12 protein-coding genes are annotated in these 13,703 nt (G+C 57.8%); 3 read left to right on the top strand and 9 right to left on the bottom strand.

The genetic code is table 11. The features are described 5' to 3' along the window. Nucleotides 1-73: 73 nt before the first annotated feature. On the bottom strand, nt 74-1,183 hold the full coding sequence (gene apbC, locus INF86_RS01310) for an iron-sulfur cluster carrier protein ApbC (RefSeq protein ID WP_023300574.1): 1,110 nt from the start codon (nt 1,181-1,183) through the stop codon (nt 74-76). A gap of 137 nt (nt 1,184-1,320) precedes the next feature. Here apbC and metG point away from each other — a divergent pair, with 137 nt between their 5' ends. Continuing rightward, complete coding sequence (gene metG, locus INF86_RS01305) at nt 1,321-3,354, top strand: methionine--tRNA ligase (protein WP_193543149.1); 2,034 nt, start codon at nt 1,321-1,323, stop codon at nt 3,352-3,354. Nucleotides 3,355-3,462: 108 nt separating this feature from the next. Here the strand turns inward: metG and INF86_RS01300 are convergent, their stop codons facing one another. The 3 genes from INF86_RS01300 to INF86_RS01290 are packed head-to-tail and all read right to left on the bottom strand — an operon-like array spanning nt 3,463 to nt 6,378. Beyond that, nucleotides 3,463-3,933, bottom strand: coding sequence for a DUF1456 family protein (locus INF86_RS01300; protein ID WP_015572337.1), 471 nt, complete (start codon nt 3,931-3,933; stop codon nt 3,463-3,465). Between the two features lie 46 nt (nt 3,934-3,979). Further along, on the bottom strand, nt 3,980-4,699 hold the full coding sequence (gene btsR, locus INF86_RS01295; RefSeq protein WP_022648676.1) for a two-component system response regulator BtsR: 720 nt from the start codon (nt 4,697-4,699) through the stop codon (nt 3,980-3,982). Then, nucleotides 4,693-6,378 carry a sensor histidine kinase gene (locus tag INF86_RS01290; RefSeq protein WP_063199057.1) on the bottom strand — a complete coding sequence of 562 codons (1,686 nt, stop codon included), beginning with the start codon at nt 6,376-6,378 and terminating at the stop codon, nt 4,693-4,695. Before INF86_RS01290 ends, btsR begins: the two co-directional genes overlap by 7 nt. Before the next feature lie 218 nt (nt 6,379-6,596). Here INF86_RS01290 and mlrA point away from each other — a divergent pair, with 218 nt between their 5' ends. Both mlrA and INF86_RS01280 read left to right on the top strand, forming a co-directional pair. Further along, a complete protein-coding gene (gene mlrA / locus INF86_RS01285) occupies nt 6,597-7,337 on the top strand; it encodes an HTH-type transcriptional regulator MlrA (protein ID WP_022648677.1) in 741 nt (246 codons plus the stop codon). Between the two features lie 69 nt (nt 7,338-7,406). After that, nucleotides 7,407-7,520 (top strand): protein YohO, encoded by a 114-nt coding sequence (locus INF86_RS01280; protein WP_022648678.1) that lies wholly within the window; start codon nt 7,407-7,409, stop codon nt 7,518-7,520. Here the strand turns inward: INF86_RS01280 and INF86_RS01275 are convergent. The 5 genes from INF86_RS01275 to bglX all read right to left on the bottom strand — a co-directional run bounded on the left by INF86_RS01275 (nt 7,495) and on the right by bglX (nt 13,680). Further along, entirely contained in the window at nt 7,495-8,232 is a 738-nt protein-coding gene (locus INF86_RS01275) for an ABC transporter permease (RefSeq protein ID WP_022648679.1), read from the bottom strand. The two genes, INF86_RS01280 and INF86_RS01275, sit on opposite strands and share 26 nt — an antisense overlap. Beyond that, nucleotides 8,216-9,166, bottom strand: a complete 951-nt coding sequence (locus INF86_RS01270) for an ABC transporter ATP-binding protein (RefSeq protein ID WP_022648680.1) — start codon at nt 9,164-9,166, stop codon at nt 8,216-8,218. Before INF86_RS01270 ends, INF86_RS01275 begins: the two co-directional genes overlap by 17 nt. Further along, complete coding sequence (locus INF86_RS01265) at nt 9,159-10,316, bottom strand: ABC transporter permease (protein ID WP_193543148.1); 1,158 nt, start codon at nt 10,314-10,316, stop codon at nt 9,159-9,161. The genes INF86_RS01270 and INF86_RS01265 overlap by 8 nt, the downstream gene beginning before the upstream one ends. Before the next feature lie 12 nt (nt 10,317-10,328). Beyond that, the gene (locus INF86_RS01260) at nt 10,329-11,246 is read right to left on the bottom strand and encodes an ABC transporter substrate-binding protein (RefSeq protein WP_022648682.1); all 918 of its coding nucleotides are present in this window, start codon (nt 11,244-11,246) and stop codon (nt 10,329-10,331) included. A gap of 136 nt (nt 11,247-11,382) precedes the next feature. Continuing rightward, nucleotides 11,383-13,680 (bottom strand): beta-glucosidase BglX, encoded by a 2,298-nt coding sequence (gene bglX, locus INF86_RS01255; RefSeq protein ID WP_063146228.1) that lies wholly within the window; start codon nt 13,678-13,680, stop codon nt 11,383-11,385. Nucleotides 13,681-13,703: the final 23 nt, after the last annotated feature.

The raw sequence follows: 13,703 nt of genomic DNA, 5'->3' as shown, positions 1-13,703 counted from the left end.
GCTTACCTGACCTACAAAATCGAGGTAGGCCGGGTAAGGCGAAGCCGCCACCCGGCACTAACGCGCAGAGGCGTTACACCGCGCGGAAGGCGATCTCGCTCGGGATCACGTCCCCCTGCCAGTACAGTTGCGCCGCAACGCGCCCCGCCAGCTGACGATAGATTTCCGTGAATTCGCTATCAGGACGGCTGACCACCGTCGGCTTACCGCTATCCAGATCTTCACGCAGTGTGATATGCAGCGGCAGTTGCCCCAGCAGCTGGGTGTGATATTGCGCCGCCAGCTTCTCCGCACCGCCGGTACCGAAGATCGGCTCATGGTGTCCACAGTTGCTGCAAATGTGCATGCTCATGTTCTCGACGATGCCGAGTACCGGCACCTCCACCTTCTCGAACATCACGATGCCTTTTTTGGCGTCGATCAGCGCGATATCCTGCGGCGTGGTGACCACGACGGCGCCGGTGACCGGAATGTTCTGCGCCAGCGTCAGCTGGATATCACCGGTGCCCGGCGGCATATCCAGTACCAGATAATCGAGGTCAGGCCACATCGTCTCCTGCAACATTTGCAGCAAAGCTTTGCTGGCCATCGGGCCGCGCCAGACCATTGCGTTATCGTCCGTGACCAGGTAACCAATGGAGTTGGTCGCCAGACCGTGCGCCACGATCGGCGCCATGTGGGTACCGTCCGGCGAAGTTGGACGCTGGTTTTCAGCACCCAGCATGTTCGGAATGGACGGGCCATAAATATCAGCATCCAGAATGCCGACTTTCGCCCCTTCTGCCGCCAGCGCAAGCGCCAGGTTCACGGCGGTCGACGATTTACCCACCCCGCCCTTGCCAGAACTGACGGCGATGATGTTCTTCACGCCGTTAACGCCCGGCTGATTTTTCACGCGCTTGAGCGTGGCGATGCTGTGGCTTAGCTTCCAGTCAATTGCTTTTGCGCCAGTAATGCGCAGCAGCTCAGAGCTGGTTTGCTCTTTCAGGGCATCAAAGGCGCTGGTCCAGACGAACGGCATCTGCAGCTCAATGTGCAGCGTATCGTCCAGCCATGCGACATGATGAAGCGCTTTCAGCGTCGTGAGATTGTGCTTCAGGGTTGGATGCTGAAAATTAGCCAGCGTCCCGGCGACCATTGCTCGTAAGGCTTCCGGTGATTTGGCCTGGGATTGAGAACTCATCCCGACTCCTTTGTTCTTGTGAATAAGACCTTAGATGAACAAGTTTACCTGAAAGGCCGTGGTTTGTGCTTACTTAATAATGCCCCTTTTGGTAATATCGAAAACCCTTTTCACAGTTAAAAGAAGTAATGCCTACTATGACTCAAGTCGCGAAAAAAATTCTGGTAACGTGCGCCCTGCCGTACGCCAACGGCTCAATCCACCTCGGCCACATGCTGGAGCATATCCAGGCTGATGTCTGGGTCCGTTACCAGCGAATGCGCGGCCACGAGGTGAACTTCATCTGTGCGGACGATGCCCACGGCACCCCAATCATGCTGAAAGCGCAGCAGCTGGGAATTTCCCCGGAACAGATGATCGCCGAAATGAGTCAGGAGCATCAGACCGATTTTGCTGGCTTTGACATCAGCTATGACAACTATCACTCCACGCACAGCGACGAGAACCGCGAGCTGTCAGAGCTGATCTACACCCGTCTGAAAGAGAACGGTTTCATTAAAAACCGCACCATCTCTCAGCTGTACGATCCGGAAAAAGGCATGTTCCTGCCGGACCGTTTCGTCAAAGGCACCTGTCCGAAATGTAAATCCCCGGACCAGTACGGCGATAACTGCGAAGTGTGTGGCGCGACCTACAGCCCGACCGAGCTTATCGAGCCGAAATCCGTGGTTTCCGGCGCCACGCCGGTGATGCGTGACTCCGAGCACTTCTTCTTCGACCTGCCGTCGTTCAGCGAAATGCTGCAGGCGTGGACCCGCAGCGGCGCGCTGCAGGAGCAGGTGGCGAACAAGATGCAGGAGTGGTTTGAATCCGGTCTGCAGCAGTGGGATATCTCCCGCGATGCGCCATACTTCGGCTTCGAAATCCCGAACGCGCCGGGCAAATATTTCTACGTCTGGCTGGATGCGCCAATCGGCTACATGGGCTCCTTCAAGAACCTGTGTGACAAGCGCGGCGATACCCTAAGCTTCGACGAGTACTGGAAGAAAGATTCCACCGCCGAGCTGTACCACTTCATCGGCAAAGACATCGTTTACTTCCACAGCCTGTTCTGGCCAGCGATGCTTGAAGGCAGCAATTTCCGCAAGCCGACTAACCTGTTCGTACACGGCTACGTAACGGTCAACGGTGCGAAGATGTCCAAATCTCGCGGGACGTTTATTAAGGCCAGCACCTGGCTGAACCACTTCGATGCGGATAGCCTGCGCTACTACTACACCGCGAAGCTCTCTTCCCGCATCGACGATATCGACCTGAATCTGGAAGATTTCGTGCAACGCGTGAACGCGGACATCGTCAACAAGGTGGTGAACCTGGCGTCCCGTAACGCAGGTTTTATCGCTAAACGCTTTGACGGCGTGCTCTCTGCCGAACTGGCCGATCCTGAGCTGTATAAAACCTTCACCGACGCCGCCGCTGCGGTTGGCGAAGCCTGGGAAAGTCGTGAATTTGGTAAAGCCATTCGCGAAATCATGGCGCTGGCAGACGTGGCCAACCGATATGTCGACGAGCAGGCACCATGGGTGGTGGCGAAACAGGAAGACCGCGACGCCGACTTGCAGGCGATCTGCACCATGGGTCTGAACATGTTCCGCGTGCTGATGACCTGGCTGAAGCCGGTTCTGCCGCAGCTGGCAGCCCGCGCGGAAGCATTCCTGAACACCGAACTGACCTGGGATGCCATCCAGCAGCCGCTGCTCGGCCACAAGGTGAACACCTTCAAGGCGCTGTATAACCGCATCGAGATGAAACAGGTTGACGCGCTGGTGGAAGCATCAAAAGAAGAGGTGAAAGCGGCTGCCGCGCCGGTGACCGGCCCGCTGGCGGACGATCCGATTCAGGAGACCATCACCTTTGATGATTTCGCCAAAGTCGACCTGCGCGTGGCGCTGATCGAAAACGCGGAGTTCGTTGAAGGTTCTGACAAACTGCTGCGTCTGACGCTGGATCTGGGCGGCGAGAAACGTAACGTCTTCTCCGGCATTCGTTCCGCGTACCCTGATCCGCAGGTGCTGATCGGTCGTCAGACCGTGATGGTGGCAAACCTGGCGCCGCGTAAAATGCGCTTCGGCATCTCTGAAGGGATGGTGATGGCCGCAGGCCCGGGCGGAAAAGACATCTTCCTGTTAAGCCCTGACGAAGGCGCGAAGCCGGGTCAGCAGGTGAAGTAATAAATAAGCCGGATGAGAATCCGGCTTTTTTTTGCCCGACGGCGCTACGCTTGCACGGGCCTACGAGTTTTTAAGCCGGGTAAGGCGAGGCCGCCACCCGGCTAAAAATCACCCCTTCTGGTTATGCACCCGCTGCGTCAACCCACGCAGGAAATAACGCAGAAACTGATCCCCACACTCGCGGTAATTTTTATGATCCGGCGCGCGCATCATGGCGGTGATTTCCGGCATCGACACGCGAAATTTCTGCTCGGTCATGATCGCCAGAATGTCGTCAGTTTTCAGGGAGAACGCAATACGCAGCTTTTTCAGCACCGTGTTGTTATTCACCCGACGCTCCAGCGCCAGCTCAGGCGCAGATTCATCTTTGCCGCGCTTGTCGTAGATCAGGCCGTTCAGGAAGCCCGACAGAATGATGTCCGGGCAGCGAACAAAACCCTCTTCATCTTCTTTAGTCATCCAGGTGTCGAACCCGGCGGACGTGGATTCCATGTCGGAGAGCGCAAGAATGCGCACCATGTCATTATTGTTCGCTTTCAGGGTGTAGCGCAGGCTACGAAGAATATCGTTACTTAGCATAGAGCCTTCGAATGTCGATGATGCAATGGCGCGCAGTGTACCAGTTTTACAGCCCTATCGCCTCTTTCAAACTTTTCAGATAGCGACGACTGACGGGCACGGTTTGCCCTGCACGTAGCACCAGTTCGGCCTGGCCGTTATCTTCCAGGCGGATCTCCTTCAGGTGCGCCATGTTCACCAGATACTGTCGATGACAGCGAATCAGCGGCGTGCGGCTCTCCAGCGTGCGTAACGTAAGCTCGGTAAAGCCTTCGTTGCCTTCAGCGCTGGTGACGTATACCCCGCTCAGACGACTGCTGACAAAGGCAACGTCGTCCATTTGCAGGAGGTAAATCCGGCTGTGCCCGGTACAGGGGATAAACTTCAGGGGCTGCTGATGCTCCGGCAGCAGCGTCACGTCCTGCGCGGTACGCTCCTGGCGCAGACGGGTCAGGGTCTTTTCAAGGCGTTTCTCTTCAATCGGTTTCAGCAGATAATCAAACGCGTGCTCTTCAAACGCCTTTACCGCGTACTCATCAAAGGCCGTCAGAAAGACGATATAGGGACGGTGCTCCGGGTCGAGCATGCCGACCATCTCCAGCCCGCTGATGCGCGGCATCTGAATATCGAGGAACAGCACGTCCGGGCGCAGTTTATGCACAGCACCGATGCCTTCAATGGCATTGGCGCATTCCCCCACGACCTCAATATCACTCTGCTCCTGCAACAGGACACGCAGGTTTTCCCGTGCTAACGGCTCATCATCAACAATCAGCACTCTTAACATGCGTTCTCCTCCAGCGGCAATCGTAAGGTAATTCGGGTATAGCGGTCTGGCTCACAGGCGACGGTGATACCGCAGTCATCACCAAAATGTGCGCGCAGGCGCTTATCCACCAGGCTCATGCCCAGACCGCCTGACGCGGAGACTTCATACAGCCCCGCGTTATCTTCAATATCCAGCACCAGATGGTGGTTAAAACGGGAAGCGGAAATCATGATTTCTCCGGTTCCCAGCAGCTGCGACGTCCCATGCTTAATGGCGTTCTCCACAATCGGTTGCAGGGTAAAGGCCGGAAGATGCTGATACGCCAGCTCATCCGGGACGGATAACGACACCTGTAAACGTGACTGGAAGCGCGCTTTTTCAATTTGCAGATAGGCGTTTACATGCTCAATCTCGTCCGCGAGGGTGACGATCTCCGAGGGACGCTTCAGGTTTTTGCGGAAAAATGTCGACAGAAATTGCACCAGCTGCGCGGCCTGATCGCTGTCGCGGCGGATCACCGCCTTCAGCGTGTTGAGCGCGTTAAACAGGAAATGCGGATTCACCTGAGCGTGCAGGAGCTTAATTTCTGACTGCGTCAGCAGCGCTTTTTGCCGTTCATACTGCCCCGCCAGGATTTGCGCCGAAAGCAGCTGGGCGATCCCCTCCCCCAGCGTGCGGTTGATGGAGCTGAACAGGCGATTTTTGGCTTCGTAAAGCTTAATGGTGCCCATGACGCGCTGGTTTTCGCCCCGCAGGGGAATGACCAGCGTAGAGCCAAGTTTGCACTGCGGATGCAGGGAACAGCGGTACGGCACTTCATTCCCGTCGGCATACACCACTTCACCCGTTTCAATAGCGCGCAAAGTGTAGGCCGAGGAGATCGGCTTACCTGGAAGATGGTGGTCGTCCCCGGTACCGGTAAACGCCAGCAACTTTTCGCGATCGGTAATCGCCACGGCCCCGATATCCAGCTCTTTATACAGCACCTGCGCCACCTTCATGCTGTTCTCCTCGTTGAATCCCTGCCGCAGGATCCCTTCCGTCGACGCCGCAACTTTTAAGGCGGTGGCAGAAAATGCCGAGGTGTATTTTTCGAACATGGCGCGTTTGTCGAGCAGAATGCGCATAAACAGCGCCGCACCAACGGTATTGGTGACCATCATCGGTGCGGCAATGCTGCTGACCAGATGTAACGCATCGTCAAACGGGCGCGCGATCAGCAGGATGATCGCCATCTGCGCCATTTCCGCCACGAAGGTGATCGCCCCGGCGGTAAGGGGACTGAACACTTTATCCGGCCGTCCGCGCTTAATCATATAGCTGTGGACGAGACCACCGAGCAGCCCTTCGACAATGGTGGAGATCATGCAGCTTAGTGCCGTCATACCGCCCATCGAATAGCGGTGCAGGCCGCCGGTTAACCCCACCAGACCGCCCACGACCGGGCCTCCGAGCAGCCCGCCCATTACCGCGCCAATGGCGCGCGTATTGGCGATGGAATCTTCAATATGGAGACCAAACCAGGTCCCCATAATGCAGAATATGGAAAATACGACGTAGCAGAGGAATTTGTGCGGCAGACGGACGGTGACCTGCATCAGCGGAATGAACAGGCGCGTTTTGCTCATCAACCAGGCGATGACAAGAAACACGCACATCTGCTGAAGCAACAGCAGCACCAGATTAAACTCGTACATACTCACAAACCGCACATTCTAAAAACGCGTAACATACACTGATGGCGGTTAACTTTCTTTGAAACGTGCCAAAAAAGCGATAAATCGTGTCCGTCATCACACCTTTTGCCGGAGATAACCTGTCTTTCGTATAATTTGTACAAAAAAGAATCAAATCTTCCTGGTTCCGCAAAGTGGGTCTACAGTTAAGCTGGGGACGCGCAAGCCTGGGGGCGAAAATGGCGCTTTACACGATAGGTGAAGTGGCACTCCTGTGTGATATCAATCCCGTTACGCTACGGGCGTGGCAGCGACGGTATGGATTGCTTAAGCCGCAAAGAACGGACGGCGGGCACCGCCTGTTTAACGATGCGGATATTGACCGGATCCGCGAGATCAAAAGCTGGATCGACAATGGCGTACAGGTAGGCAAGGTGAAATCGCTTCTGAGCCAGGACGATCCTGATACGCAGCATCTCTGGCGCGAGCAGCAGGAAACGCTGCTGAGGCTGTTGCAGACCGGCAATTTGCAGCGTCTGCGCGGCTGGATCAAAGAACAGGGTCGAGACTACCCCGCGCAAACCCTGATCACCCATCTTTTTATTCCCCTACGGCGTCGGCTTCAGTGTCAGCAAACCACCTTACAGGCACTGCTCAGCATGCTTGATGGCGTGCTTATTAACTATATTTCCGTCTGTCTTGCCTCAGCGCGGAATAAAAACAGCAAAGATGCGCTGGTGATCGGCTGGAACGTCCACGATACCACCCGGCTGTGGCTCGAAGCCTGGATTGCCACCCAGCAGGGCTGGCGCGTTGACGTGCTTGCACACTCCCTGGCCCAGCTCAGGCCGGAACTGTTTGAGGGGCAGACGCTGCTGGTCTGGTGTGGCGAAGTCCCCTCCGCTTCCCAGCAGCAGCTCCTGACGGAATGGCGCGAACATGGTTATCCCGTTTACTCGCTGGGGCCAAATGCGTTGTAACGGCATTTAATGGTTCATTAACAGCTGCGCTTCACCGTATAATTGTTCCGTTAACAACAGGAGCACATGATGAAGGCAACGAAACTGGCCGTAATTACCCTTTTTGCACTGATGGCCGTCAGCGGTATCGGTGGCGTTATGCTTGCAGGTTACTCGTTTATTGTTCGCGGCGGTGTTGGCTGAGGTATCCGGCCAGGCGTTCAAACAGGCGATCCACCACAATCGCCGCCAGCGCAACCAGAACCGCCCCCTGAATAATATAGGCCGTGTTAAACCCGCTTAACCCAATAATGATTGGCGTCCCCAGCGTATTGACCCCGACCGTCGACGCGATGGTTGCCGTACCAATGTTGATGATCACGGACGTCCGCACACCGGCAATAATCACCGGTGCGGCCAGCGGCAGTTCAACCTTCAGTAGCCGCTGCCAGGCGCTCATTCCCATCCCTTCCGCTACGCTCAGCACCGATGCAGGCACCGCCGCAATGCCCGCCAGCGTCCCTTGCAGAATGGGCAACACGCCGTACAAGATCAGCGCAATGATGGCAGGCTCCTGCCCAAAACCGATCGCCGGCACGGCAATCGCCAGCACGGCCACCGGCGGGAAGGTCTGCCCCGTTGCGGCGATGGTCTCCACCAACGGACGGAACTCCCTGCCCGCAGGCCGCGTCACCGCAATACCGGCACCTGTGCCCAGCACGATGGCAATCACGCTTGACGCCGCTACCAGCCAGAAGTGCGCCAGGGTGAGATTAACAAAGCTCTCCTGCTGGTACACCGGGCGCGGCAGCCCGGGAATAAGCGCATTAAACAGCGCCGCGCTGTGCGGCATCAGGTAGAGTAAGGCGATAAACAGCCCTGTCAGCCAGAGTAACGGATCACGGACCCACTTCACGCGTCACCTCCCCCGCCAGCAGATCGCGAAAATGGATCGTCCCGCATGGTGTCCCCTGCCCGTCCGCAACGGGTAACACCTCACACTGCCGGGCGACAAACGCCGACAGGGCATCGCGCAGGCTCATCCCGTCATGCAGCGGTTCACCACCGATTTGCGCATCCTGCGGACGCAGATAGTCCCTGACGGTGCGCAGCGAGAGCAGCCTGACACCCAGCTCGCTGCGGCCAAAGAACTCACGCACAAAATCGTTTGCCGGCGACGTTAACAGCTCAAGCGGCGTACCCTGCTGGACGACTTCGCCGTGATCCATCAGTACCAGACGATCGGCCAGCCGCAGTGCTTCGTCGATATCATGCGTCACCAGCACGATGGTGCGCCCGAGAATACGGTGGATGCGGCTCATCTCGGCCTGAAGTGCGCCGCGGGTGACCGGATCCAGCGCGCCGAAGGGCTCATCCATCAGCAGTACCTGCGGGTTAGCGGCCAGCGCGCGCGCCACCCCGACCCGCTGCTGTTGTCCGCCGGATAGCTGGTGCGGGTAGCGGTCGCGAAGCGACGCGTCCAGGCCCAGCAGCGCCATCAACTCGTCGACACGCTCATTGATCTTCCCCCGGGACCATTTTTCCAGCTGTGGCACGGTGGCAATGTTCTGCGCCACCGTCCAGTGGGGAAACAGGCCGATGGACTGAATGGCGTAGCCCATACGCCGCCGCAGCTCCAGCACCGGCAGGCTGCGGATCTCCTCTCCGGCAAAGCGAATCGTCCCGCTGTCGTGCTCCACCAGCCGATTGATCATCTTCAGCGTCGTCGATTTTCCCGACCCCGACGTCCCGATCAATACCGAGAACGCCCCCTCGGCAAAATGCAGATTGAGATGGCTTGCCGCCGGACGGCCCGCAAAGGTTTTACTCACATCATGAAATTCAATCATTGGCTCTTCTCCTGAGCAGCGCGAGCCACAGGGCAAATAAGGCATCCAGCACGACCGCCAGCGCAATCGTGGGCACAACGCCCAGCAACACCAGATCCAGCGCGCTGCTGAGCAGCCCCTGGAACACCAGCGCCCCAAAGCCGCCCGCCCCGATCAGCGCGGCAATCACCGCCATCCCCACGGTTTGCACCGTCACCACCCGCAGGCTGCGAACCAGCAGCGGAAGCGCAAGCGGCAGCTGTATTTTCCAGAAACACTGGCGCGCACTCATCCCCATCGCATGGGCGCTTTCCAGCACGTCGGGCGGAACCTGGCTTAAGCCCGCCACCACGCCGCGCACCAGTGGCAGCAGCGCATACAACACAAGGGCAATCAGCGCCGGGGTCAGCCCGGTTCCGGCAATGCCTGCCGCGGCCAACGCAGGGAAGGATTTAACCAGACCGGCGAGGGGGGCAATCAGCAGGCCAAACAGGGCAACGGAGGGGATGGTCTGAATAACGTTGAGCACGGTAAAGACGGCACCCTGGCGGCAGGGATGTCGGTAGCACCACATGCCCAGCGGCACGCCCAGCAGCAGCGCCGGGACCAGCGTCCCGAACAGGATCGTCAGATGTTGCGCCAGTGCGTTGTCAAACACCTCCTGGCGGTTGACGTACTCTTTTAACAGCGAGAGTTGATTCAGATCGCCGCTGAAGAGGATCAGCAGGGGGATAACCCAGAATTGCGCGTTCAGCAGCCAGCGCCACACAGGTATCGGCGTCAGGCGGCGAATGGCATCGCTACAGGCCAGCAGGCAGAGTGCCAGCCACAGCCACAGGCCGCTGCCAATCGACGTGCGCGCCAGCGGGCTTTCAACCGAGGCCATCTGCGTTGCCGCCTGTCCTGCGCTCCAGAACAGTACGATAAACAGCGCTTCGCTGAGCAGAAGCGTTAGCCACAGCGCGGTTCGCCCCGGCCAGTAGGCTAAGACTACGGTACTCGCCAGCGCCGCGCCCAGCAGCAGCGGCGTAAATGCCCAGATCTGCCACAGCGCGCGCGGTTCGCCCGACACCAGACGGTTTGGCGCGACATTCACAAAAGGTAACGCGACCGCCACGATGGCCACACAGACCAACAGCAGCAGGACGCGGTTATGACATTTTATTGGCACAGCCTTATCCCGTTACTTCACAAGCCCTTGTTGTTTCAGGAAGTCGGCAGCCACTTTTTTGGCATCCAGCCCCTCTACGGCAATGCTGGCATTCAGCTGTTGCAGCGTTTTCGCATCCAGTTTTTCAAACACCGGTTTGAGCCAATCGTCGATATCCGGGTAGGCTTTCAGCACCGCCTCGCGCACGACCGGGGTTGGGGCGTAAATTGGCTGAACGCCTTTCGGGTCGGTCAGGGTTTGCAGACCAAGCGCCGCGACCGGGCCGTCGGTGCCGTAAGCCATCGCCGCGTTGACGCCGGAGGTTTTCTGCGCCGCCGCCTTAATGGTCACCGCCGTGTCGCCGCCCGCCAGAGAGAGCAGCTGTGCCTGATCGAGCTTGAAATCATAAGCTTTTTCAAACGCTGGCAGGGCATCAGCGCGCTCGATAAACTCTGCCGAGGCCGCGAGCTTAAACTCGCCCTTCTCTTTCAGGTAGCGGCTGAGATCGTCAAGCGAGGTGAGCTTGCCTTTCTCGGCGATATCTTTGCGCACCGCGATGGTCCAGGTGTTGTTGGCCGGTGCCGGTGTAAGCCAGACCAGCTTATTTTTTTCCGCGTCCAGCTTTTTGACTTTTTCGTACCCGGCTTTGGCATTTTTCCAGGCCGGATCGTTTTCATCCTTGAAGAAGAATGCCCCGTTGCCGGTGTATTCCGGGTAGATATCCAGCTCGCCGGAAGTGATAGCACCGCGCACGACAGGCGTGGTGCCAAGCTGCACTTTATTGACCGTTTTCACGCCGTGGCTTTCGAGTACCTGCAAAATGATATTGCCGAGCAACGCGCCCTCGGTATCAATTTTGGAACCCACCTTAACCGGCTCTGCGGCCTGTAACGGCAGGCTCAGCGCCGCCAGAAGCACCGCCGACCCTGTTATCCCCTTAATAATCGTCATTCTGCTTTCCTCATTATTTTGTGGCCTTTTTCATAGGCTTGAGAGAAAAGCGTAGCTTAAAACAGTGAATTTAACCGTTTTTCGTACCAGATGAGAGGCATCCCCCGCCAGGCGGGGGATAGGGAGAAAGGTAAGATTATTGCAGTTCGAACTCGGCTTTGTTCACGCGGGCGGAATCCACGCCGATGAAGACGTTGAATTTGCCAGGCTCGGCATCGTATTTCATCTGCTGATTCCAGAACTTCAGCGCATTTACGTCAATCGGGAAGCTGACCGTTTTGGTTTCGCCCGGTTTCAGGTTGACCTTTTCGAAGCCGCGCAGCTGTTTCACCGGACGGCTCATGGAGGCCGTGACATCCTGAACGTACATCTGGATCACCGTCGCACCTTCGCGTTTGCCGCTGTTGGTCACTTCCACGCTGGCGGTCACTTTGCCGTCACGCTTCAGGGTCGGCGCCGACATTTTCACGTCAGAGACCTTAAACGTGGTGTAGCTCAGGCCATAGCCAAACGGATAGAGCGGGCCGTTAGCCTCGTCGAAGTAACGGGACGTGTACTTGTTCGGCTTGTCGGCGTTGTACGGACGACCGGTGTTCAGGTGGCTGTAGTAAACCGGGATCTGCCCGACGGAGCGCGGGAAGGACATCGGCAGCTTGCCGGACGGGTTGTAATCGCCAAACAGCACGTCGGCAATGGCGTTACCGCCTTCGGTACCGGCGAACCAGGTTTCCAGAATGGCGTCAGCCTGCTGGTCTTCTTTCACCAGCGCCAGCGGACGCCCGTTCATCAGCACCAGCACCAGCGGCTTGCCGGTGGCTTTCAGGGCCGCGATCAGGTCACGCTGGCTTTGCGGGATCGTGATGTCGGTCCGGCTGGAGGCTTCGTGCGCCATCCCCTGCGCTTCACCCACCACGGCGACCACCACGTCGGACTGCTTCGCGGCGTTAACCGCTTCGTCGATCATCTCTTTCGGCGTGCGTGGATCCACCTTCACCGCTTCCTCATACTGGTTGAGGAAGGTCACGATGTCTTTATCGTCGGTGACGTTTGCGCCTTTGGCGTAAACCACTTTTGCATTATCACCCACAGCGCTCTTAATGCCTGTCAGCACGGTAACGGACTGATCCGCCACGCCTGCGGCGGACCAGCTGCCCATGACGTCACGCTTGCTGTCGGCCAGCGGACCGACCACGGCAATGGTGCCGGATTTTTTCAGCGGCAGCGTGTCGAGACGGTTTTTCAGCAGCACCAGGCTTTCGCGCGCCACTTCGCGGGCTTCTTTGCGGTGCAGGCGGCTTTCAGCATTGGTGTCTGCCGGGTCAGACTCCTTCGGCCCCAGATGGCTGTAAGGATCGTTAAACAGCCCCATGTCATATTTCACGTTCAGCACGTGGCGAGCGGCATCGTCCAGCTCCGCCATCGTCACCTTGCCGCTCTTCACCAGCCCCGGCAGGTATTTGCTGTAGTATTCGTCGCTCATGCTCATGTTGATGCCGGACTTGAGTGCCACGCGTACCGCATCTTCCGGGTCAGACGCTGTGCCGTGCTTGATCAGCTCTTTAATCGCCCCGTGATCCGAAACGGTGATGCCCTTGAAGCCCCACTGGTCGCGCAGCACATCTTTCAGCAGCCACGAATCGGAGGTGGCAGGCGTGCCGTTGAGAGAGTTCAATGCCACCATCACCGCGCCGCTGCCCGCGTCCAGCCCCGCTTTGTACGGCGGCATATAGTCGTTAAACAGGCGCTGCGGACTCATGTCCACGGTGTTGTACTCTTTGCCGCCTTCCACCGCGCCATAGGCGGCGAAGTGCTTGACGCTGGTCATCACCGAGTAACGATCTGCCGGACTTTTGCCCTGCATCGCTTCCACCATGGTTTTGCCCATCGTAGCGGTTAAATAAGTATCTTCCCCAAAGCCCTCCGAAGCACGGCCCCAGCGCGGATCGCGGGAGACGTCTACCATCGGCGCCCAGGTCATGTTCAGGCCGTCGTCTGCGGCTTCATATGCCGATACGCGCCCGACGGTTTTCACCGCATCGAGGTTAAAGGAGGAGGCTAAGCCGAGGCTAATCGGGAAGACGGTACGCTGGCCGTGCACCACGTCGTAGGCGAAGAACAGCGGAATTTTCAGGCGGCTCAGTTCCATCACCTGATCCTGCATTTTGCGGATATCCTGGCGGGTAACGGTGTTAAAAATGGCTCCTACCTGCCCGTCTTTGATCATCTCGCGAATGGCTTCTTTCGGGTTCTCCGGGCCGACGCTGATCAGGCGCAGCTGGCCGATTTTCTCATCGACCGTCATCTTTTTGAGTAAATCCGTGACAAAGGCGTCGCGGGCTTCAGGCGTGAGCGGGTGATTACCAAACAAATCCTCTGCCAGCGCAGGTTGGAGCGCCAGGCTGACGGCGACACCTACATAACATAGCCATTTCATGTTGTTATTCTCTCTCATCAATA

Source organism: Enterobacter cloacae complex sp. I1M (assembly GCF_014982425.1).
Lineage (GTDB): Bacteria > Pseudomonadota > Gammaproteobacteria > Enterobacterales > Enterobacteriaceae > Enterobacter > Enterobacter intestinihominis.
This window is presented reverse-complemented; position numbering and strand designations above follow the sequence as displayed.